This is a genomic window from Spiroplasma poulsonii, assembly GCF_009866525.1.
GTDB classification, from domain to species: domain Bacteria; phylum Bacillota_I; class Bacilli_A; order Mycoplasmatales; family Mycoplasmataceae; genus Spiroplasma; species Spiroplasma poulsonii.
Genome location: NZ_CM020866.1, coordinates 1714133 through 1733997 on the forward strand (window position 1 = coordinate 1714133; position 19865 = coordinate 1733997).

Annotated in this window: 31 protein-coding genes, 1 tRNA gene and 1 pseudogene; 11 read left to right on the top strand and 22 right to left on the bottom strand. The window is 23.9% G+C overall.

What is annotated here, in order from left to right:
- Nucleotide 1 precedes the first annotated feature (1 nt).
- The 3 genes from MSROBK_RS09710 to MSROBK_RS09720 all read right to left on the bottom strand — a co-directional run bounded on the left by MSROBK_RS09710 (nucleotide 2) and on the right by MSROBK_RS09720 (nucleotide 1260).
- The gene (locus MSROBK_RS09710) at nucleotides 2-139 is read right to left on the bottom strand and encodes a hypothetical protein (RefSeq protein WP_157944213.1); all 138 of its coding nucleotides are present in this window, start codon (nucleotides 137-139) and stop codon (nucleotides 2-4) included.
- A 2-nt stretch (nucleotides 140-141) separates the two neighbouring features.
- The gene (locus tag MSROBK_RS09715; RefSeq protein ID WP_133165036.1) at nucleotides 142-330 is read right to left on the bottom strand and encodes a hypothetical protein; all 189 of its coding nucleotides are present in this window, start codon (nucleotides 328-330) and stop codon (nucleotides 142-144) included.
- Between the two features lie 690 nt (nucleotides 331-1020).
- Nucleotides 1021-1260 (bottom strand): hypothetical protein, encoded by a 240-nt coding sequence (locus MSROBK_RS09720; protein WP_040092486.1) that lies wholly within the window; start codon nucleotides 1258-1260, stop codon nucleotides 1021-1023.
- Nucleotides 1261-1662: 402 nt separating this feature from the next.
- Here MSROBK_RS09720 and MSROBK_RS09725 point away from each other — a divergent pair, with 402 nt between their 5' ends.
- Nucleotides 1663-1920 (top strand): hypothetical protein, encoded by a 258-nt coding sequence (locus tag MSROBK_RS09725; protein ID WP_040094337.1) that lies wholly within the window; start codon nucleotides 1663-1665, stop codon nucleotides 1918-1920.
- A gap of 29 nt (nucleotides 1921-1949) precedes the next feature.
- Here MSROBK_RS09725 and MSROBK_RS09730 read toward each other — a convergent pair whose 3' ends face one another.
- Together MSROBK_RS09730 and MSROBK_RS09735 are read right to left on the bottom strand one after the other, a co-directional pair.
- Nucleotides 1950-2489: a lipoprotein gene (locus tag MSROBK_RS09730; protein ID WP_040094339.1), complete on the bottom strand. Its 540-nt coding sequence runs from the start codon at nucleotides 2487-2489 to the stop codon at nucleotides 1950-1952.
- A gap of 16 nt (nucleotides 2490-2505) precedes the next feature.
- On the bottom strand, nucleotides 2506-3513 hold the full coding sequence (locus MSROBK_RS09735) for a hypothetical protein (protein ID WP_040094340.1): 1008 nt from the start codon (nucleotides 3511-3513) through the stop codon (nucleotides 2506-2508).
- Nucleotides 3514-4073: 560 nt separating this feature from the next.
- Here MSROBK_RS09735 and MSROBK_RS09740 point away from each other — a divergent pair.
- From MSROBK_RS09740 to MSROBK_RS09770, 7 genes are all read left to right on the top strand, one after another.
- A complete protein-coding gene (locus MSROBK_RS09740; RefSeq protein ID WP_105629022.1) occupies nucleotides 4074-4535 on the top strand; it encodes a hypothetical protein in 462 nt (153 codons plus the stop codon).
- 15 nt (nucleotides 4536-4550) lie between these two features.
- Nucleotides 4551-5309 (top strand): hypothetical protein, encoded by a 759-nt coding sequence (locus tag MSROBK_RS09745; RefSeq protein ID WP_040094344.1) that lies wholly within the window; start codon nucleotides 4551-4553, stop codon nucleotides 5307-5309.
- 102 nt (nucleotides 5310-5411) lie between these two features.
- A complete protein-coding gene (locus tag MSROBK_RS09750) occupies nucleotides 5412-5915 on the top strand; it encodes a hypothetical protein (protein WP_040094346.1) in 504 nt (167 codons plus the stop codon).
- Nucleotides 5916-5921: 6 nt separating this feature from the next.
- Nucleotides 5922-6860 carry a hypothetical protein gene (locus MSROBK_RS09755; RefSeq protein ID WP_040094349.1) on the top strand — a complete coding sequence of 313 codons (939 nt, stop codon included), beginning with the start codon at nucleotides 5922-5924 and terminating at the stop codon, nucleotides 6858-6860.
- Complete coding sequence (locus MSROBK_RS09760) at nucleotides 6850-8052, top strand: hypothetical protein (protein ID WP_040092479.1); 1203 nt, start codon at nucleotides 6850-6852, stop codon at nucleotides 8050-8052. Before MSROBK_RS09755 ends, MSROBK_RS09760 begins: the two co-directional genes overlap by 11 nt.
- Nucleotides 8053-8054: 2 nt before the next feature.
- The gene (locus MSROBK_RS09765; protein ID WP_040094352.1) at nucleotides 8055-8687 is read left to right on the top strand and encodes a hypothetical protein; all 633 of its coding nucleotides are present in this window, start codon (nucleotides 8055-8057) and stop codon (nucleotides 8685-8687) included.
- Nucleotides 8688-8764: 77 nt separating this feature from the next.
- Nucleotides 8765-9094 (top strand): hypothetical protein, encoded by a 330-nt coding sequence (locus MSROBK_RS09770; RefSeq protein WP_133165082.1) that lies wholly within the window; start codon nucleotides 8765-8767, stop codon nucleotides 9092-9094.
- A 204-nt stretch (nucleotides 9095-9298) separates the two neighbouring features.
- Here the strand turns inward: MSROBK_RS09770 and MSROBK_RS09775 are convergent, their stop codons facing one another.
- From MSROBK_RS09775 to MSROBK_RS14265, 10 genes are all read right to left on the bottom strand, one after another.
- On the bottom strand, nucleotides 9299-9763 hold the full coding sequence (locus MSROBK_RS09775) for a hypothetical protein (protein WP_133165083.1): 465 nt from the start codon (nucleotides 9761-9763) through the stop codon (nucleotides 9299-9301).
- Nucleotides 9748-10677, bottom strand: coding sequence for a recombinase RecT (locus MSROBK_RS09780; RefSeq protein WP_052443407.1), 930 nt, complete (start codon nucleotides 10675-10677; stop codon nucleotides 9748-9750). The genes MSROBK_RS09775 and MSROBK_RS09780 overlap by 16 nt, the downstream gene beginning before the upstream one ends.
- A 1-nt stretch (nucleotide 10678) precedes the next feature.
- Nucleotides 10679-11380: a hypothetical protein gene (locus tag MSROBK_RS09785; protein WP_040094357.1), complete on the bottom strand. Its 702-nt coding sequence runs from the start codon at nucleotides 11378-11380 to the stop codon at nucleotides 10679-10681.
- Between the two features lie 2 nt (nucleotides 11381-11382).
- Nucleotides 11383-11520, bottom strand: coding sequence for a hypothetical protein (locus MSROBK_RS09790; RefSeq protein ID WP_157944213.1), 138 nt, complete (start codon nucleotides 11518-11520; stop codon nucleotides 11383-11385).
- A gap of 2 nt (nucleotides 11521-11522) precedes the next feature.
- Nucleotides 11523-11696 (bottom strand): hypothetical protein, encoded by a 174-nt coding sequence (locus MSROBK_RS09795; protein ID WP_157944251.1) that lies wholly within the window; start codon nucleotides 11694-11696, stop codon nucleotides 11523-11525.
- A gap of 12 nt (nucleotides 11697-11708) precedes the next feature.
- Nucleotides 11709-11873, bottom strand: coding sequence for a hypothetical protein (locus MSROBK_RS09800; RefSeq protein WP_157944252.1), 165 nt, complete (start codon nucleotides 11871-11873; stop codon nucleotides 11709-11711).
- 31 nt (nucleotides 11874-11904) lie between these two features.
- Nucleotides 11905-12111, bottom strand: coding sequence for a hypothetical protein (locus tag MSROBK_RS09805; protein WP_040094360.1), 207 nt, complete (start codon nucleotides 12109-12111; stop codon nucleotides 11905-11907).
- 509 nt (nucleotides 12112-12620) lie between these two features.
- On the bottom strand, nucleotides 12621-12857 hold the full coding sequence (locus MSROBK_RS09810; RefSeq protein WP_040094362.1) for a hypothetical protein: 237 nt from the start codon (nucleotides 12855-12857) through the stop codon (nucleotides 12621-12623).
- A gap of 325 nt (nucleotides 12858-13182) precedes the next feature.
- Complete coding sequence (locus tag MSROBK_RS14260) at nucleotides 13183-13581, bottom strand: transposase (RefSeq protein WP_416375425.1); 399 nt, start codon at nucleotides 13579-13581, stop codon at nucleotides 13183-13185.
- Complete coding sequence (locus tag MSROBK_RS14265; protein ID WP_040092446.1) at nucleotides 13566-14018, bottom strand: IS5 family transposase; 453 nt, start codon at nucleotides 14016-14018, stop codon at nucleotides 13566-13568. Before MSROBK_RS14265 ends, MSROBK_RS14260 begins: the two co-directional genes overlap by 16 nt.
- Before the next feature lie 428 nt (nucleotides 14019-14446).
- Between MSROBK_RS14265 and MSROBK_RS14270 the strand changes: the two genes are divergently transcribed.
- A complete protein-coding gene (locus MSROBK_RS14270; RefSeq protein WP_040094364.1) occupies nucleotides 14447-14899 on the top strand; it encodes an IS5 family transposase in 453 nt (150 codons plus the stop codon).
- Nucleotides 14884-15282 carry a transposase gene (locus tag MSROBK_RS14275; protein WP_416375426.1) on the top strand — a complete coding sequence of 133 codons (399 nt, stop codon included), beginning with the start codon at nucleotides 14884-14886 and terminating at the stop codon, nucleotides 15280-15282. The genes MSROBK_RS14270 and MSROBK_RS14275 overlap by 16 nt, the downstream gene beginning before the upstream one ends.
- Before the next feature lie 165 nt (nucleotides 15283-15447).
- Here the strand turns inward: MSROBK_RS14275 and MSROBK_RS09825 are convergent, their stop codons facing one another.
- The 3 genes from MSROBK_RS09825 to MSROBK_RS09835 all read right to left on the bottom strand — a co-directional run bounded on the left by MSROBK_RS09825 (nucleotide 15448) and on the right by MSROBK_RS09835 (nucleotide 17076).
- Complete coding sequence (locus MSROBK_RS09825; protein ID WP_227991257.1) at nucleotides 15448-15996, bottom strand: family 1 glycosylhydrolase; 549 nt, start codon at nucleotides 15994-15996, stop codon at nucleotides 15448-15450.
- Between the two features lie 182 nt (nucleotides 15997-16178).
- A complete protein-coding gene (locus tag MSROBK_RS09830; RefSeq protein WP_040094366.1) occupies nucleotides 16179-16721 on the bottom strand; it encodes a DUF402 domain-containing protein in 543 nt (180 codons plus the stop codon).
- A 279-nt stretch (nucleotides 16722-17000) separates the two neighbouring features.
- Nucleotides 17001-17076, bottom strand: a tRNA-His gene (locus MSROBK_RS09835).
- Between the two features lie 260 nt (nucleotides 17077-17336).
- Here MSROBK_RS09835 and MSROBK_RS09840 point away from each other — a divergent pair.
- The gene (locus MSROBK_RS09840) at nucleotides 17337-17843 is read left to right on the top strand and encodes a YigZ family protein (RefSeq protein WP_227991581.1); all 507 of its coding nucleotides are present in this window, start codon (nucleotides 17337-17339) and stop codon (nucleotides 17841-17843) included.
- Between the two features lie 85 nt (nucleotides 17844-17928).
- Here MSROBK_RS09840 and MSROBK_RS09845 read toward each other — a convergent pair.
- From MSROBK_RS09845 to MSROBK_RS09855, 4 genes and pseudogenes are all read right to left on the bottom strand, one after another.
- Nucleotides 17929-18378, bottom strand: a pseudogene (locus MSROBK_RS09845) (transposase family protein); the annotation flags it as partial.
- Between the two features lie 377 nt (nucleotides 18379-18755).
- Entirely contained in the window at nucleotides 18756-19154 is a 399-nt protein-coding gene (locus MSROBK_RS14280) for a transposase family protein (RefSeq protein ID WP_416375427.1), read from the bottom strand.
- Entirely contained in the window at nucleotides 19139-19591 is a 453-nt protein-coding gene (locus MSROBK_RS14285) for an IS5 family transposase (protein WP_040092446.1), read from the bottom strand. The genes MSROBK_RS14280 and MSROBK_RS14285 overlap by 16 nt, the downstream gene beginning before the upstream one ends.
- A gap of 19 nt (nucleotides 19592-19610) precedes the next feature.
- Nucleotides 19611-19838, bottom strand: coding sequence for a hypothetical protein (locus tag MSROBK_RS09855; RefSeq protein WP_052443528.1), 228 nt, complete (start codon nucleotides 19836-19838; stop codon nucleotides 19611-19613).
- Between the last annotated feature and the right edge of the window lie 27 nt (nucleotides 19839-19865).

The window sequence follows — 19865 nt, forward strand, 5'->3', positions numbered from 1 at the left end:
ATTAAATTTCCTCTAATTCCATTTCATTAATTAAATTATCAATATATTCATAAGCACTTTCTTCTGAATAACATTCATCTAATGCTAAATTAAATAAATCTTCTTCTGTATAAACATAACCATTTTCATCTTTTCACATAATTATTTATCTCCTTGTCATTTAATATTGCTATCTTCTAAATCAATAATAGTTGTTAATCAATGATTTTCATTTTCAACATTAGCAGTAATCCTCGCTTCTTCTAATGTATAAAAAAAATCTGTTTTAAAAATAGTTGTTTTATCAAACAAATTATTATATTTCATTATTAATACGTATCTTTTATTCATAATTTAATTCCTCCTAATTTTGTTTCCCTAATGCTCAATGTTCATCAGTCATATCTTAAAATGATACTGAATAACTTTTAAACATTAATTCTTGTAATTTGTTTTCTTGATTGCATTTTGAGCAATATCCTCAATATTTTTGTTTAAGACAAATTTTATTTAACTTTTTCATATTTACCTCCTAAATTATTTTTCCTATTTTTTAACTCGCTGGCACTCACTACCAAGTGAAAGTGCCAAAGCGAGAATTAGTTATATAAGTATTGTATTTATCTATTTTATTTACTACGCCATCCGCTTCGCTGTGGGTGAGCCGTGGCGGTATGTTGTTAGTTAAATAATCGACAGTTGTTTTTTGTTTTTGTAGCCAGAGAGTTTTCTCTCTCTTCACCCGCACCATTTCAGGTCAAAGCGTTCAGTTTTTAAAATAAATCTACTTGCACCTTGAAGAGCCTAATGCTGACTTTGTGGTTTTTAAACCGCTGTCACTTCTAAGAAGTAATATCTATCGCAAATTTATTTATAAAGTGACCATCTCTTTTGTTTATTGTGGTTCGATGTTGACCGCGCACTTATCACCACTATCGCTTGTTAAAGCGTCTATTATTTCCGGACTGATTACCGCTGTGCTAGACCGCCTCCTGTGGAATAAAAACACTTAGTTATTTAAAATAGCCGTTCCACTCTGCATTAAGTTGTTTTATAAAATCAAAGTTTTAAAAAACCAGTTTTATAATCAAAGATAATTTTTGAATTTTCTAAACGTTTATAAAACCACTCTTGGTTTTTATCTTTTGTATGATTTAATAAATTTTTATGTTTTTCACAAGTTCATAAAACTTTATTTGATAAAAATTCTTTGGTAATGAATGATATTGATTTATAGCAATCAATAACATCACATATTTTTTGTTGTTTATTAATTTCCATTACTTACTCCTTCTTTTATTAAGTTTTTTTATTTATTAACAAACTAATTAACTGAAACAAAGAAAAGACAACACCTTAAATTAGGAGAAAAAACAGGTACACTTTGTAAAAATTTCTAAGATATTTATAAATGTGTAAACAACTTAAAGAGGGTATCAGAAAGTTGTGTAAAAAGTTTCTATTTTAAGAATTTAAGATGCTGTCCTTTCTCTGAATCAATTAATAATTTTGGTTTTACAAATAAAAAAACCATTTTAGTAAATGGTTTAATTTATTATTCTTATTCAATTTCCGAGTTTTTTTCCAAAACCCCAATATTTTTTATACGACCAAAAAGATTTATATGAAAGCACTTATGAAGCTTATGGTGCTACTTTATTATTTTTATTACAAATAACATCTTTGTACAATAAAGTTGGTGATAAAATTAAAGAAACATATTTACAAGCATATTATACTAATGACTTAAAATTAAAAATTAGATTTTCAAAAGTATTATACTTAGAATTATCACTATCTTTTTTAAATCATAGTAGTATGAAATTTTATAAATATTTTGGCAATGACAAGGATATTAAAATAGATGTTAATAATCCAATTGTTTTAGGTATTAGAAATAAAAATAATAACCCAGTTAAAATCACAATTAAACCAAGATAAACAAAAAAAATAGATTTAATTATCTATTTTTATTTAACTTTTATATTACCATTTTTATCAATATATAATTTAGGCAAATTTTGTTCTTCACCATTTCAACAATAAACTGATTTAAAAACTGTTTCACTATTCGGTTGACTAAATTTTCAAGAAAATGAAGAATTTCATTGAACTGCTATATCTTTTGGAAATTTTACTTCTTTATTTTTAATTAAACCTTCTGTTTCCATAAGTAAAAATAATTTTTCTACACCATGTTCGTTAACAATTGTTCTTTTTCCATTTTCTTTTGATGTTTTTGTATCATTTTTAAAATCTGTAATTCTTCAATTTTCACTTGAATTACCACGCCATATAACATAATATCATTTATCATCAACTTTATTAAATTGTTTTTCTTGAGGTGTTATTCATTCTAAAATACCATCTTTTGTTTTTATATTGTTTTGTTCTTTTAATTTTGTTAATTCTTGTGGTGTATATTCTTGTGGTGTATTACAAGCAACTAAACTAGTTGTACTTGTGCCAATGCAAGTGATTGTTCCTAAAAGGCTTAATATTTTTTTCATTTGATTATTTCCTCTTTTATTCTCAATTAAGTGAATCTATTGAAACAGTATAGTTAACATTTACATTATTAGTATAAACATTTTCATCAGCGGAAGTGATTTTTGCACTACTATTAGTAATATTCTCAACGTTAATTTTTGTAATATCTAAGTCGGTATACATTTCTTTTAGTTTATTTTTAATTTGTTCTTTTGTTGGATTAGATAAATTTTCAGTTTTAAATTCACCTAAATTATTATTTTTAATAATTTTATTTAAATTAATATTAGATATAAATTTAACTATAACTTCACCACTTAAAATATCTTGTCTTTTATAACTTATTTTTGCATTTGTAGGAGTTATATCGCTAACTTCAAAATAATTTATATTATTTTCTAAACTTTTATTTAATTCTTTTAATTTATTTTTAATTTCTTGTTCTGTTGGTAAATTTAAACCATTATTTCTAATTGAACCTAATTCAATCACTGTAATAACTGATTTTAATGGTCTAGAATAATTAACATCTATTTCACCAGTATAAATACTTGTATCGGTTGATTTAATTGTGGACCTATTTATAGAAAAACCTTTAAGATCAACTTTTGAAATATCTAATTGTGGATTAAAATGTTTTAATAAGTCTTTAATTATTTGTATTTCATTATAGCCATGTTTTGTAAAATCTATTTCTCCTAAATGAGTAATTTTAATAACGTCGTTTATTGGTACAGATTTATCAACTGTAAAAGTAAGTGTTGTTTCTCCAGAAAATCCATCTATAGTAATATTTACAGAAGTACTAGTAATATTTTTGACTTTAATTTGTTCAGCCGCTATGTGTGGATATTTATTAATTAATTTATCTTTGATTTGTTGTTCTGTTGGTTTGTCATCTCCATTAGTTTTAAAAATAGGACTTTGTGTTTGTCTTTTTACTCTTATACTTTGTTTTTTTTGATAAGGGCTGGCGGCAATTGTTGTTGGTACTGCACTTCCACTAATTGCTAATACACTTAATAAACTTAGTAATTTTTTCATTACTTGTATTTCTCCTTTTCTTATCTTGAAACTTTTTATCAAGATCTTATTGACATCATATATATACAAGGGTAAATTAACTAATAAAAAAAGTGCTAGTAATAAGGACTTTTGTTGATATTTTGATAAATAATTATTCATAGAAAAGATTACTACAAATATTTTACAAGAAGGATAAGTAATTTATTTAATAAATTACTTAGATGAATTATATACTTTTATTACTTGTTTTAAGGGCTATATTAGCAATAAAATATATTAAGTTTAGATTTGTATATACAAAACATATTGTATTGGTAAAATAGTATAATATTATTACTTTAGTTAAATAAAAAAGAGAATGACCACACATCATTCTTGCTTTATATTATATATCAATAAATAATTATTTCAATTTTATTATAACACTTTTTATTATTTGTTTAGTATTTTTATACAAAATATATTGCATTTGTAAACTATTGGGATACAATTAAAGTACGTTTTAATCTTTTTATATTAAAAAAGAGTTTATGCTGACTTGTTAATCGGACAAGAATAAAAAAAGAGAGGTTTATAAAATGGCACTTACAAAAGAACAATTAATAGAACAAGGTTTAAGTGAAGAGAATACTGAAAATATCTTAAATCAGTTTAATAATGAAGCAAAGCAAATTAGAGAAAGTGTGCAAAAACGCGAAGATGTTATATCCAAAGAAGACTTTATTAAATTATCTAATGAATTAGATGAATTAAAAGCTTTTAAAGATGTTCCATATACTAAAATTGAAGATATTAAAACTAATTTAGATAAAGTTAATGGTAATTCTTTAAGTGAAAGAATGCAAACTTTAAAAGAATTAAAACCTGATTTGTTTGTTGAAGAACAACAATCAGTTTCACCAACTAATTTTATTAAAGATATGATTGAAAAATCAGTTAAAAATAAAAATGATGAAATTGAAACTATTAAAGAAAAAGGAGCATATACTCCTGATGAAATTAAAAAATTAACTGATTATACACTTAAAAACCTTAGATAATAAGGAGTGAAAATTATGGCAACAATTAATTTGCCACAAGTACCTTTTACATTAGAAGGTAATACAACAGATCAAAAAGCATATGTTGATATGGTTAATGCTTTATTGCGTGGACCTTTATATAATGAATATGCAAGTATTATGCAGTATGCTACTGCAACCGCAGAACAAGTTGCTTGATTACCTAATGCAGGACAAGCACTATATAATTTAACTCATCGTGTGGTATGACAAGATGATTATTCATTACCAAATGGTGGAACAACTCAAACAATGGGATTAACAAGAATTCCAGTTCCGATTGATAAGAGATTTAATTTAAAATTAATGAATGAGGCTTTTGACTTAGCATTAATAGAACAAAATATTAAAAATGGTGTTATTGCTGATGCTATTTCTAGTGTTGTACAAAATAAATTTGTTAATTTAGAATGTGAATTAATTCAGGCTATTTATGATTATTGTTTAGCAGATGGTCAATATGAAGTAATTCCATTTCGTAGTTATACAGCAGAAAATGCTGATGATGCAAATAAGGCATTCTTTACATTAAATGAAACTTTGATTGAATTAACTAATCAAATTAGTAATTTATATTTTAGATTGCCAACAGATAAAATGTTTATGGTTTTAGGTCGTAGAGCCTATTTAGGATTAACACCTGCGTATTTAAAAGTAATTGGTTCACAAGCCCAATTAAAAGCAATGGTTAATGGTGAATTATATGAAAATACTGCAATGGGTATTCCTGTATCTAAAAGTTTTCATTTATAAAAAACATATACAAAAGGACAAGTTAACCGTGATAAAGGTTATAATTTTACTAATGTAAATGGTTTAATTATTAATAAACAAGTATGAGCATATCCAATTAATATGGATACTATTCAACAAGTTTTAGATAATGATACTGCTAACCCTAAATGAATTGGTAAAGTACAATATGCAACACCAACTATTTTATATCCCAAAACATGTAAAATTATTTTAGAAAAAGTACCTACACAAGCAGAAATTAATACTGCTAAAAGTAATCTTAATAAAAAATTTAGAGTTCCTGTTGATTATGTAATTCCATCATCAAATAAAATTGATATTAGTGGGATTAATAAATTAGATAAATCAACTATTCATGTTGACGATCCAACTCAAACAACAGCCGAACAATTAAAACCACAATTTAAAGCTGTCGTTTTAAAAGCAATTAAAGCCATAGATAGTTCTTTAACTGAGAATGATTATGATTACTTTATTGAAGCTAAGGGTGAAGATTGACCAATAGATATTACAAATGATAAAACTGTTGAAGTTCAAATTGAGGGTAAAAACAATGCTACTGGTCAAACAAATCCAATTGATGTAGTAATTAAAAATTCTTAATAAACAATGAACTTACTAATTTTACGAGTTTTAACTTTATTAGTATCTAATTTAGAAAATAAACCTTTAATAAGTAAATTTGTAAATTTAATTAATAGAGTTAATCAAGTTCAAAATAAAGTATTAAAACCAATTAATTATATTACTGATAAATATAATAAAATTACAAGTAAAGTTGAAGATATTTATCAGTGATTAAATCCATTTACTTATTTAGATTTAATTAAAAAAGGTCATAAAAAAGAAATACAACAAATATTAAGTCAATTAGAAAAAGATAATAATATTAAAAATAGAGAACAATTTAAAAATGAAAATTATCTAAATACTAATTGACAACCTTTAAATAGTAGTTGACTTGATAGTGGTATGTTTAATATTACAAATAAGTTAACTTTAACAGGTAATTTAACTATTTTAATATATACAAAAACAGCAAAACATCCTAAGTTTTATGGACCTTATGTTTATCCTAGTGTTCCAGTTGAAATATGAAAATTATTAAGTAATGCCGTTTCTAATGCGGGTACTTTATTTTGACGTTATTGATTAAGAAAATGATTACCTAGTCATTTAAGAAATTATATTAAAAAAAGACTGCCAAGAGGATTAAAAGAAAAATATCCCAAAGGAACTACTAAATTAACATTACCAACAGTTCAAAAATTACAACAAATTAAAAAGTTTATTAATAATTTAAAGATTGGCCATTTTAATTTTAATTTTGCTGGTGAAATTAATAATAAAAAATGGTATCGAGAACGAAAAAGTGATGTTAAAAATATTAAGAATTTATATAAATCACCAGTTAAAAATATGTTTTACAAAACTAATCAAACTATCAAAACAATTAAGAAAACAAAAACAAGAGTTAATAGTTATAAGCCAAGTAATTTAAAAAATAAATATCGTAATCAATTAAGAGGTGTTTTATATGGAAAATAATTTAAGTAATTTGTTATTTATAACAGTTGAAGATGTGAAAGAAAGTAAACTTTGACAACCTATTAATGATAGAAAGCAATCTGCTTGTAATGATAACTTAATTTATAATGCTATTTTAAAAACTAGTTTATGAATGGATAGATTATCAGGTGGGACAATTTCAGATAAAATTAATAAAAAAGATTTGTTTCCTTGAGTAAAAAAAGATAATACTGGTTTAATTGAATATGATAAATGATTAAGTTATATTCAATCGGCTTGTTTATTAGCAGTTATAAATTGATATTTACCAAAAGGAGTTAATGATTTAACTGGTAGTGCTTCATTTTCACAAGGTGGTGTAGCATATTCACAAACTAATGACCCAGAAGCAAATGAAAATATTACTCGTGATGTTAAAAATGCTTTAAAATTAGCGGGTGAAATAATTGATATTATATCTAGTAAAACGGTATCTAGACCGTATAATTATCATTTAGGAAACTATTCTCATCCATGAGAAGAAGAATATAAATATATTACTAAAAAAACATTTTATCCAACATTATTATTTTGATTAAAAGAGCGATTGCAAACAGATGGTTCAATAAATATTACTTATCCAATTATTAATGATTTTTCTAAAATTGATTATAATGAATATATTAAATTAATAGTTCCATTTGATAATAACACGATTTATTATGAAGATAATGTCTGAAAAGCAAAACAAAGTGGTGATATTCCATCATATGGTATTAAAGATAGTGATTTAAATAAAGATTATATTGATAAGCAAGATGATAAATATATTGTAAAAACATCACAAGATATTATTCTTAAACAAGATAAATTAGTAAGTGGGGAAAATATTAAAACTATTAATGGTAATTCATTATTAGGTAATGGTGATATTTCTATTAGTGTTGGTAATGATTGAGAATTTGTAGATACTAGTGATTTTAAACCAGCAACTGAATATCAAATTAAAGATTTTGATAGTTCTAAATTTAAATATAAAATATGATGTCAATTTTCAATTTTACCATATATGTTTGTAGAAACTTTTAAAGATTTTGATATTGGTTGTGGAATTGTTGTATCATATAGTAAAGGTGTTTCAGGTTGGTATATTGACACAAATGGTCTTATTAGTTCTTATGATAATGTAAATATAGGTAATTTAAAAATTGAAAGAAAATTGGTGAGTTAATTATGAAGCAAGATAAAACAACTTGATTAAAGGGGGCGTTACCTTGAAATTGATTTAAAAAAGACCCTATTCCAACTTATAATTGAACTCATAAAGATATTAGAGAATGAGAAAGAAAATATAAAATTCGTAGTTGAGTAGTTAGTTTTTATACATTGATATTTTTAGCATTAAATTGTTGGTTAGAATATGGAATGATTAATGCAATTAAAGATGATATTAATTGATATAATTATGGTCAATATTGAGGTAATGGCATTGCTATTTTATTAACACCTTTATTTACGCATGGAATTCAGGGCATATTTGTTGCTAGTAGTAAACCAAAAGTAGATATGAAAATTGATATACCAAGATTAAAAATATCTAAAATGGGATTAGTATTTACAATATTACCTTTAATTACTTTAATAATTTCTTTAATTATCATTTGAATTGATAAATCAAAATGAAAAAAAGACCATTTAAGACATTGTTTAGATTGTCGGATTAATCCGCGTGTTATTCAACCAAGATTAGCAAAACAATGAAATAATTTAGATGGCATAACAGAAGAAATATTTAAAAATATACAAAATGAAAATATTAAAAAACAAAAACAAGAAGAAAATAACAAAGAATTAAATTTAAAATAGACTATATATAGGGGCGGTTGATATTTTTGGGTGGTTATATAGTTTAATTTATAAATTATTTTGTTCTGAAAGGATAGATGGCCACTGTTTGAGTAAGAATAAGAAAGGAATTAAATAAAATGAATGAAACATTAATGATTGCTTTACTTGTGTTAGCGGGTGCGGGTGGAATGGGTAGTCTTGGTATTCTAGGATTATCTGCTAAAAAAATTAAAAAATATAAAGCAGAAATCAGAGAATTAAGAACTGCTGTTATTGCCCACGAAAAACATTTACGAGGACCTGATTATGCAACAGAATTAGCATTAAAAACAGGTCAAATTAAAAATGTTAAAAAACAAGTTAAAGTTAATGATAAAAAACAAGCACAAAAAGATGCTATTAGACAACTAACAAATAGTATTTAAAAAATAACCTTAATTGGTTATTTTTTATTTTTCTTTATTGTGTGTTATATAAAAATTGATAAGATGTTCTATGCGTTGAGAATAAGTATCAAAATTTAATTTATTTCAAACTTTTTCTTCATTTTCATTTAAGTAAATATTAACATTTCGAATTTTACAAGAATAATATTTTCCTGTTTTTTGATTATATGAATGTTTCATAAATTAACTTTCATAATTAGCAATAATAATTGCATCTCGTAAATGATTACTTATTTTCTCATTATTATATTTTCAACCTTTACCATATTCATAAGTTAAATTAATATCTTTATCAAATTTCCATAAGCAACTATCATTATATTTACTTAAATTTTCCATATTTTTAACAACTGATTTAGTGTTTTTTGGTGATACTCAATTAATAAAATATTTGTAAACAGATAATGCTCCCAATAATCTTAATAAATCATCTCTATCTTTACTTGCATTAGCAGATGTATATAAACAATCTTCAATATTAATTTTTTCTTCATAATCAAACAATTTATCATTAATAAATTCATATTGTTCTTTTCAATTTTTATTTATAAATTCTTGTTTATCTATTAATTTATTATTTTTATAAACAACAATAGCCGTAGTACCAGTTCCTGATGGGTCAATACCTATTTTTATCAATTGGCTCATTCTTCATCATTGTTATTATTAACTACTGGTACTACATTTGATATATCTTCTTCTTTAACTACATTATCGTTTATGTCCACTATTTCATCATTAGGTGGGGTATTATAATTTAAATTTATATTATTTGATAAAGTTTCATCGTTAATATGCCCATTATTTTGGATGAAAGTAGCATCATTATCAATATAAATCTTTTCATCATTAGTTGTAATAACTGCTTGATCTGATTTATATGCTTGTTGTAATTCAACTGACATAATACCTCATTTTCTTAATAATGATGTTAATACTGTTTTAAGGGCCATTTCATCAAAACTAGCAATATAAAATGATTTATTTTTAGCATAAGTTTTAGAATATTTCATAAAATGATTTTCCATTTGCTCTTTTGTCATATATAAAGTTTTTTCAAAACCATTAACCATTTTAAAATATGCTACATAACCTATAATTGATAATTTTTCTCGTTCATCTTCATTTTGATTTCAATTAAAAGCAGTACCTTTTAAACGATCATAATTTATTAATTCATTTGCTCTAACATCTGATACTGACATATCTAAATATTGGCCACTTCTTTGGGCTAATTGAATATAACCTTTATAACCCATTTGAAATTGGGCTTGATTAATTCATTCTTGGATTTCACGACCATTAATAATTCTTGTTATTTTTGTATTATATGGTACTACATAAGCATAACCGAATTGTTTTTCCATTGGTAAATTTAATAAAACACCTTGATAACAAGCAGTCATAATTGTTTTTGGATCTGCTTTTTGTAATAATTCATTACTATTTGATATTGCAATTATATTACTTTTAAATCTTGCAATTTCATTTTCATTAGAAAATTTACTTTTTATTCAATCAGTTACCTTATCTGTTCTTAAAAATTCTACAATATTTGTCATGTTATTTTTCTCCTTTATTTATTTTAAAATTAATACCTTTAACCCCAATTAAATTAATATCTTTATTACTATCTCATTGATCTTTAATTTCATTTTTAACAATTTGTTCATCAACAGTTAAATAATTTTTAATAAGATTAATAAGTTCTAATTTATCAGCATTTTGTAAAAAATCATCATTAATACCAATAACATCAATATCTTTAATTAATAATTTTTCTTTCCGAAAATTACTAGTAATAATTTTTAATTCTTGTTCTTGTTTTGCTATACTTTTAATTTCTAAAAATTGCTCTTTTTTATGAGTTTCAATAATTTTATTTTGTTTTTGAAATTGAATATTAATGACACTATTTTTTAAAGAATCATGATTATTCTTAATATTATTTTCTAAATTTAAAATATCTTTTCTAATAAAATTTAATTCATCTTTAAAAGATTTTATTATTTCTAATGGTTCTCTAAAAATATAATCAATTTTTGAAACTACTAATTTTAAATCTTTTAGTGATTGTGATTTATATTCTCCATTTATTAATCAAGCTTGTTGTCGATATATAAATTCTGCTAATTCTTGTCCATTTTCATCAATTCACTTTTTAATTGTTAATGCTTTTAAGCTTAATTCTTTAAAATTATTTCCTTTTAAATAAAACGGATAAGTAATATTTTTAACTTCATTATTTAATTTTAAATCTTCCATAATTAAATTTCCTCTAATTCCATTTCATTAATTAAATTATCAATATATTCATAAGCACTTTCTTCTGAATAACATTCATCTAATGCTAAATTAAATAAATCTTCTTCTGTATAAACATAACCATTTTCATCTTTTCACATAATTATTTATCTCCTTGTCATTTAATATTGCTATCTTCTAAATCAATAATAGTTGTTAATCAATGATTTTCATTTTCAACATTAGCAGTAATCCTCGCTTCTTCTAATGTATAAAAGAATTGTGTTTTTAAATCACCATATTTACTTTTCATTATTAATAAATATCTTTTATTCATAATTTATTCCTCCTAATTCTTTTTACGTAAACCTAATGCTCAATGTTCATCGCTGACATTTTCAAATGAAACTGAATAACTTTTACGCATTAATTCTTGTAATTTATTTTCTTGTTTGCATTTTGAACAATAACCTCAATATTTTTGTTTAAGACAAATTTTATTTAACTTTTTCATATATACCTCCTCAATAGTTAATTAATCTAAATTATTGTTTTACCAAATTTGATATATTTATGTAAAAATAATGAAAATCACTATTTACTGATTGTTCAATAATTTTACAGTCTTTAAAAATTTCATAATATTTAAAATCTTTTATTCTTCCTTTAAAAATAATACTTTGACAACTTCAAACTTCAATATTTAAATTTTTATTATAAATATCAATTCAATCTTTTAATTTATATGTCATTATTTACCCTCCTAGTTTTAACTCGCTGGCACTCACTTCCAAGTGAAAGTGCCAAAGCGAGAATTAGTTATATAATTAAGTATTTATCTATTTATTTACTACGCCATCCGCTTCACTAGGGGTGAGCGGTGGTAGTATATTTTATTGTTTAATGTTTAATAATCGACAGTTGTTTTTATAAGTTAATGCCAGAGAATTCTCTATCTTCATCCGCACCATTTCAGGTCAAAACGTTCAGTTTTTAAAATAAATTCACTCGCACCTTGAAGATCCTAATGCTGACTTTGTGGTTTTTAAACCGCTGTCACTTCTTAAGAAGTAATATCTATCGCAAATTTATTTATAAAGTGGCCATCTCAATATTTATTGTCGTTTGATGTTGACCTCGCACTTATCACGACTATCGCTTGTTAAAGCGTCTATTATTTTCGGACTGATTACCGCTGGGCTAGACCGCCTCACGTGGAATAAAAACACTTAGTTATTTAAAATAACCGTCCCACACTGCATTAAGTTTTATAAAATTTAAGTTTTAACAAACCAGTTTCATAATCAAAGATAATTTTTGAATTTTCTAATTTTTGATAAAATTGCTTTTTTGTTTTATCTTTTATGTTATTCAATAAATCTTTATGTTTTTCACAAGTTCATAAAACTTTATTTGATACAAATTCTTCAGTAATGAATGATATTGATTTATAACAATCATTAATATTACATATTCTTTGTTGCTTATTAATTTTCATTACTCATTCCTTTCTTTGGTATTATTTTTTTATTTATTAGCCAAATTAATTAACTGAAACAGAGAAAAGACAACACCTTAAATTAGGAGAAAAAACAGATACACTTTGTAAAGATTTCTAAGATATTTATAAATGTGTAAACAACTTAAAGAGGGTATCATAAAGTTGTGTAAAAAGTTTCTATTTTAAGAATTTAAGATGCTGTCCTTTCTCTGAATTAATTAATAATTATGGGTTTACAAATAAAAAAACAACCCTTTAATAAGAGTTGTTTTGGCGCGTTTCGTTTTACAGTTTACAAATTATTTAATTTTAAATAAATATTTTATGTTAAATATAATAATTGTAAATTATAAATTGAGGCAATTAAATTAAATCTTAAACCAAATCTTTTTCTTCGATTACGATATTTTTCTGTAATAATTTTAAATTTTTTAAGAATAGCAAAAATATTTTCAATAATAATTATCTTTTTTGAAACTAGTCTATTATATTGCTTTTGTTCTTTGTTTAAAGGGTTTTTCTTTGTTTTCTTTTTAGGTATTAGAACATTATTGTGATTTTTTTGTATTCCTTGATAACCGCTATCAAATATTAATTTGGTATTTTTTAAAATTGGGATTTTTGATTCTTTAAATAAAGCATAATCATATTTTTTTCCGAGCGAAAAACTTGTTGCAATAATTTTTTTGGTTTCTTGTTCGATAATTACTTGTGTTTTGATCGTGTGTTTTTTCTTTTTACCAGAATAAGATTGTTTTTGTCTTTTTTTGGGCGTTGGATTGGAGTTTCGGTAGCATCAATAATAATAGTTTTATCATTAAAATAATCATTTATTAGTGCTTTTTTACCAGCAAGTTGTTGAAAATCAGAGTTTTTAATTAAAATATCTTCAATTCACTTAATATTACGATAACAATTAGCCTCACTAATATCAAAACTTTTACCAAGATGAAAATAAGTCTGATATTCTCGTCAATATAATAAAGTCATCAATAATCTATTTTCTAATGATAATTTATTAGTTTTACCACCTTTTTTAAATTTTTCTATTTCAGCAACTTTTAAAATATCTAACATTTTATTAAAAGTGGATTTTTTTATTCCTGTTAATCTTAACCATTCTCTATCATTAAGAGTATTAAATTTATTATTGTTCATATTTTTATGTCCTCATAAATTATATTTTATAATAATATTTTAATAAAAAAGGGTATCGCAAGAAGTCTATTGTTGTTCTGCAATTGGTAATGCTTAGTTTTTAGCTTTGCTTTGTTTTACCACCTTATCCAAAAACGAAAGCATTAAAAACAACTGGGCATTTTGTCGGTTTTTGTTTGCTGTTAATTCATGAGTATCAAAAACAATTAAATCATTTTTTAGCGATAAGGTACTTATTCTGTTTCACAAAGCACCATCGGCTTGGAATGGCAAGGGTTTTTTGGACAAATTTTATGTAGAGTAAAGATTTTTATATTCAATTGGTGTTAAATAATTTAATTTGCTGTGAATTCGTACATTAGACTTCTTGCGATACCCTTTTTTATTAAAATATTATTATAAAATATAATTTATGAGGACATAAAAATATGAACAATAATAAATTTAATACTCTTAATGATAGAGAATGGTTAAGATTAACAGGAATAAAAAAATCCACTTTTAATAAAATGTTAGATATTTTAAAAGTTGCTGAAATAGAAAAATTTAAAAAAGGTGGTAAAACTAATAAATTATCATTAGAAAATAGATTATTGATTACTTTATTATATTGACGAGAATATCAGACTTATTTTCATCTTGGTAAAAGTTTTGATATTAGTGAGGCTAATTGTTATCGTAATATTAAGTGAATTGAAGATATTTTAATTAAAAACTCTGATTTTCAACAACTTGCTGGTAAAAAAGCACTAATAAATGATTATTTTAATGATAAAACTATTATTATTGATGCTACCGAAACTCCAATCCAACGCCCAAAAAAAGACAAAAACAATCTTATTCTGGTAAAAAGAAAAAACACACGATCAAAACACAAGTAATTATCGAACAAGAAACCAAAAAAATTATTGCAACAAGTTTTTCGCTCGGAAAAAAACATGATTATGCTTTATTTAAAGAATCAAAAATCCCAATTTTAAAAAATACCAAATTAATAGTTGATAGTGGTTATCAAGGAATACAAAAAAATCACAATAATGTTCTAATACCCACAAAGAAAACAGAGAAAAACCCTTTAAACAAAGAACAAAAGAAATATAATAGACTAGTTTCAAAAATGAGAATTATTATTGAAAATATTTTTGCTATTCTTAAAAAATTTAAAATTATTACAGAAAAATATCGTAATCGAAGAAAAAGATTTGGTTTAAGATTTAATTTAATTGCCTCAATTTATAATTTACAATTATTATATTTAACATAAAATATTTATTTAAAATTAAATAATTTAAATAATAAATTAATTTTTCGTTGTGGAAAAATATTAAATTTTTAAATAAAAAACATAATTAATTAAAATTATATTTTTCTATTAGTATCTTTTTTACAAATATTTGCAATTTTTTAACAAGTAAGTAATGCAAGAAGTCTATTCTTTAACCGCTTTAAAGTGTGCAATTAAACTATTCCACTGTGCTTGCATTCCTGCTTGCATATACACTTCGTTTGGGCGATGTCAATCATATCAATATCCCCCCTCAACAACAACAATTGGTTCATTAAAAGTTGCAAACATTTCAACACAATCACCAAAAAGTTCAAAACAAGTTTTAGCATAAAAAGCAAAAGCATCAACGACTTCGCGCGATAATCAGCCCCCTTTTTCTTGCGCTCAATGTGGCATATCAAAATGAAATAAGTTAATAATTGGTTTAATATTATTTTTTAACATTTCATTAATAACATTATTATAGAATGCAACTCCTTTTGGATTAATTGTTTTACCATCTGGAATTAATCTAGTCCATTGAATTGATGTTCGTAATGAATTAAAATTTAATTCCTTTGCAATTTTAATATCCTCTGGATAACTATGATAAAAATCATTTAAACAAGGTTGTTGATTAAAAAAACGATATTTTTCAATCTTAAATCAATAATCTCAATTGTTTGTGGTCCAGAAAAGGCACTTCCTCATAAAAAATTTTTTTCAAATTTATACTGTCCCATCAGAAATCTCCTCTCTAAATACAAGTCTTATTATATCCATTATATTTAAAGAAACAATACCAATAAAAAGAATTATTTTAATAAAAAAGCACCTTGCTTTTTATTAGGTATTAAATTATTTGTAATAATTAAAAAAATCCCATCAAGGATTTATTTTTTGATTTTTGGTTTTAATTTTAAATACTGTTCTCACATTGCTAATGCTGCCTCATGTTCAAAAATAAATTTTTTATTCTTGATTAAATGTTTTAAATTATCAATTTCTGTTCAAATCACATTAATAATATCACGTGTATATTTTCATGCAATCCGATTTCGATTAAATTCTTTTAAATCTAAAATTTTATAACTTCCATCAGCAAAAACTTTAATATCTAAATCATAATCAATATATTTAATTGTCTTTTGGTCCATAATAAATGGCGATGCGATATTACAATAATAATTAATTCCGGTTTCTTTAAACATACAAATGATGTTGCTCCAATTATTACGATTAAAAATTCAAATTGCTGGTTCATTTGTTTTTCATTTTCTGCCGTTTAATTCTGTTACGGTCACATCTTCATTTGCTAAAACAATATACTCTTCTTCTAACAATAAAACAACAGCTGATTCTCAACTACGATAAACCGAGCCATTGTGTTTGTAAGCATGTACTAAAACACTATCTCCAGCTTGTAACGTGTCCATTGTGCTGCCTCCCTATTAATCCATTAATAAAAATTACAACAAAAAACAATTAAAAATGTCTGTAAAATTATAAGTTGCCATAATATAAAATTTTGTTTTTTTGATATTAATTAATTTAAAATAAAAATTATTTAATTAATATTTTAAATACGTCAACATTATAATTATAACAGTTATATTTATTAAGTAAATAAAAAAGCACCAACTAGCAAGAAAAACTTTATCCAATAATTTAATAATTTTACAAAAATAAAAAAACTACTCACCTGTAGTTAAAAATGGGGCGGCTGATGGGACTTGAACCCACGAGTGCCGGAGCCACAATCCGGAGCGTTAACCTCTTCGCCACAACCGCCACGTATGATTAAATAAATAACCTTATTTATTATAACTTAAAACAAGAAAATGTAAATAGAAAATTTTCTAGTTCCCCAAAAGTTTTCGGCCATCACCTTAAACATTTTAAAACTATTAAATTGTTAATAAATCTTATCAATAGTTTTATATTATAATGTACTAGGTACATATATGCAGTACCCAAAGGAGTGCGAATGGAAGAAGAGTAACTAAATATATATAATTAAAAAGAACAAAATTTTAACTAAAGAACTAATAATTCGCAATGTTAAATTCCTTTGTTTCGCTAGTTACGTTCAAACAGAGACAGATGTTATTAACTTCTTAAGAAAGTATAAAAATAAAAAGGCAAACCATAACGCATATGCATATGTCATCGGCAGTAGGCGTGAAAATATTTATAAAACTGATAATGGTGAAGCGCGACATATCTCTGGAAACACCATTTTGGAAAACATTATTGAAAAAAATCTAACAAATATTATTGTCTTAGTTCATCGGTATTATAATCCAATTTATAATTTACCCGAAGACTGGATTAATAATGGGTATGCGACCATTACCCGTATTATTTTAACTTCCGCCCAATTAGAAAAAATAAATGAACAAATTAAAATTGGAATTTTATTGCGCCCCTTGAACAAAGTATTCTTACGAGAACTTTTAGACAAAAATAAAATTAATATTAGACTTCTTGCATTACTTGTTAAAAAATTGCAAATATTTGTAAAAAAGATACTAATAGAAAAATATAATTTTAATTAATTATGTTTTTTATTTAAAAATTTAATATTTTTCCACAACGAAAAATTAATTTATTATTTAAATTATTTAATTTTAAATAAATATTTTATGTTAAATATAATAATTGTAAATTATAAATTGAGGCAATTAAATTAAATCTTAAACCAAATCTTTTTCTTCGATTACGATATTTTTCTGTAATAATTTTAAATTTTTTAAGAATAGCAAAAATATTTTCAATAATAATTCTCATTTTTGAAACTAGTCTATTATATTGCTTTTGTTCTTTGTTTAAAGGGTTTTTCTTTGTTTTCTTTGTAGGTATTAGAACATTATTGTGATTTTTTTGTATTCCTTGATAACCACTATCAACTATTAATTTGGTATTTTTTAAAATTGGGATTTTTGATTCTTTAAATAAAGCATAATCATGTTTTTTTCCGAGCGAAAAACTTGTTGCAATAATTTTTTTGGTTTCTTGTTCGATAATTACTTGTGTTTTGATCGTGTGTTTTTTCTTTTTACCAGAATAAGATTGTTTTTGTCTTTTTTTGGGCGTTGGATTGGAGTTTCGGTAGCATCAATAATAATAGTTTTATCATTAAAATAATCATTTATTAGTGCTTTTTTACCAGCAAGTTGTTGAAAATCAGAGTTTTTAATTAAAATATCTTCAATTCACTTAATATTACGATAACAATTAGCCTCACTAATATCAAAACTTTTACCAAGATGAAAATAAGTCTGATATTCTCGTCAATATAATAGACTTCTTGCATTACTTACTTGTTAAAAAATTGCAAATATTTGTAAAAAAGATACTAATAGAAAAATATAATTTTAATTAATTATGTTTTTTATTTAAAAATTTAATATTTTTCCACAACGAAAAATTAATTTATTATTTAAATTATTTAATTTTAAATAAATATTTTATGTTAAATATAATAATTGTAAATTATAAATTGAGGCAATTAAATTAAATCTTAAACCAGATCTTTTTCTTCGATTACGATATTTTTCTGTAATAATTTTAAATTTTTTAAGAATAGCAAAAATATTTTCAATAATAATTCTCATTTTTGAAACTAGTCTATTATATTGCTTTTGTTCTTTGTTTAAAGGGTTTTTCTTTGTTTTCTTTGTAGGTATTAGAACATTATTGTGATTTTTTTGTATTCCTTGATAACCACTATCAACTATTAATTTGGTATTTTTTAAAATTGGGATTTTTGATTCTTTAAATAAAGCATAATCATGTTTTTTTCCGAGCGAAAAACTTGTTGCAATAATTTTTTTGGTTTCTTGTTCTATAATTACTTGTGTTTTGATCGTGTGTTTTTTCTTTTTACCAGAATAAGATTGTTTTTGTCTTTTTTTGGGCGTTGGATTGGAGTTTCGGTAGCATCAATAATAATAGTTTTATCATTAAAATAATCATTTATTAGTGCTTTTTTACCAGCAAGTTGTTGAAAATCAGAGTTTTTAATTAAAATATCTTCAATTCACTTAATATTACGATAACAATTAGCCTCACTAATATCAAAACTTTTACCAAGATGAAAATAAGTCTGATATTCTCGTCAATATAATAAAGTCATCAATAATCTATTTTCTAATGATAATTTATTAGTTTTACCACCTTTTTTAAATTTTTCTATTTCAGCAACTTTTAAAATATCTAACATTTTATTAAAAGTGGATTTTTTTATTCCTGTTAATCTTAACCATTCTCTATCATTAAGAGTATTAAATTTATTATTGTTCATATTTTTATGTCCTCATAAATTATATTTTATAATAATATTTTAATAAAAAAGGGTATCGCAAGAAGTCTAATAAAGTCATCAATAATCTATTTTCTAATGATAATTTATTAGTTTTACCACCTTTTTTAAATTTTTCTATTTCAGCAACTTTTAAAATATCTAACATTTTATTAAAAGTGGATTTTTTTATTCCTGTTAATCTTAACCATTCTCTATCATTAAGAGTATTAAATTTATTATTGTTCATATTTTTATGTCCTCATAAATTATATTT